The organism is Nocardioides glacieisoli (assembly GCF_004137245.1).
GTDB lineage: Bacteria > Actinomycetota > Actinomycetes > Propionibacteriales > Nocardioidaceae > Nocardioides > Nocardioides glacieisoli.
This window is the reverse complement of record NZ_SDWS01000029.1, coordinates 1-1,659: the sequence shown is the minus strand read 5'-3', so window position 1 is coordinate 1,659 and position 1,659 is coordinate 1. Positions and strand designations below refer to the sequence as shown.

Below are 1,659 nucleotides of genomic sequence, written 5' to 3'. Positions count from 1 at the left end.
CGGCTGATATAGGTCGGGGTTAGTCCTTCACGGGACACCTCCGGAGGTGCTTGGAAGGGACCGACAGGTTCCATTCATCTGAAGGTTGGGCGTTTGCTGCGCCGCGGCCTTCTGGCGCCCTCCGGAGGTGGGTCCGATGGTTGTTCAAGCGGTACCAGTGTGTTCCTCGACGGTCGTGGTTGCGATCGATGTTGGCAAGACCGAGTTCGCGTTCTCGGTGACGGACGCCTCGCGCGCACTTCTGCTCAAGCCTCGCACGGGGTGTCCGATGACCGGGTCGTCGCTGACGCGGGTGGTCGCCGACATCGTCGACGTGCTTCGGGTCGGCGCGATGGTGAAGGTCGGCATCGAGGCGGCCGGGCACTATCACCGGCCACTGCTCCACGCGGCGTGGCCGGACGGTTGGGAGGTCCTCGAGCTCAACCCCGCTCATGTCACCGAACAACGTCGGGTGCTGGGCAAGCGCACCATCAAGACCGACGTCATCGACCTGCAGGCGATGACCGAGCTGCTTTTGGCCGGTCGGGGACAGCCCGTCCGTGACCGTTCTCTTGCACTCGGCGAGCTGACGGCGTGGTCGGCACACCGGACCGGTCGGGTGGCGATCAGGACCGCGACGAAGAACCAGCTGCTCGGCCAGCTGGACCGGACCTTCCCGGGGCTGACGCTGGCGCTGCCGGACGTGCTGGCAACCAAGGTCGGCCGCCTGGTCGCGACCGAGTTCCCCGACCCGGCCCGGCTCACCGCGTTGGGCAGCACCCGGTTCATCCGGTTCGGTGCGACCCGTGGCCTGCAGATCCGCAAGCCGGTCGCGGACCGGATCGTCCAAGCTGCCCGCGAGGCACTGCCCGCCGCCGATGCCGCAGTCGCACGCGCCGTCCTCGCTGCCGACCTTGCGTTGCTCAGTGACCTGGATGCGCAGGTCGATCAGGCCACCGACCAGCTGGCCAGGATCCTGCCGTCGACGCCCTTTGCGTCGCTGATGAGCGTCCCGGGCTGGGCAGCGGTCCGGGCCGGGAACTACGGCGGCGCGCTCGGCGACCCGACCCGGTTCGACAACCACCGGCAGGTCTACCGCACCGCCGGGCTCAACCCGATCCAGTACGAGTCGGCCGGCAAACGCCATGACAGCGTGATCAGTCGCGAAGGCAGCGTGGAACTGCGCCGCGCCCTGATCGACCTCGGCATGGGCCTGTGGCTCAACGACCCCGCCGCCAAGGCCTACGGCGCCCAGCTGCGCGCCCGCGGCAAGAAAGGCGGAGTCATCGCCTGCGCCATGGCCAACCGTGCCAACCGGATCGCCTACGCGCTGGTCCGCGACCAGAACACCTACGACCCAGCCCGGTGGCTGAAGGAGGACTGACCAAGCCGCACCTTCCATCGCCGCGCGATCAGGTGCAGGCTGGACGGCGACGAAGGGCCGGATCAGACGCCGCATCGGCTATGGCGGACCACGCAGGTCACGCCGCTTCTAGCTTGGCGCCCGGCCCTTCGCCCTGTCCGTAGCTCGAACGACGCCAGATGACCCACCACGAGGTCGCATACGTCAGCGTGAGCACACCCGGCACCCGCCGCCGTACCCGCCCGCACCTCATCGATCGCGCCCCCACTCCGACGACACCACCGCCGCCGCCGGAGCAGACACGTCCGCGCCACCCA

Annotated in this window: 1 protein-coding gene; it reads left to right on the top strand. The window is 69.0% G+C overall.

All coding sequences use genetic code 11. From position 1 onward, the window contains the following. Positions 1 to 136 precede the first annotated feature (136 nt). Positions 137 to 1,363 (top strand): IS110 family RNA-guided transposase, encoded by a 1,227-nt coding sequence (locus EUA06_RS22210; RefSeq protein WP_129479875.1) that lies wholly within the window; start codon positions 137 to 139, stop codon positions 1,361 to 1,363. Positions 1,364 to 1,659 lie beyond the last annotated feature (296 nt).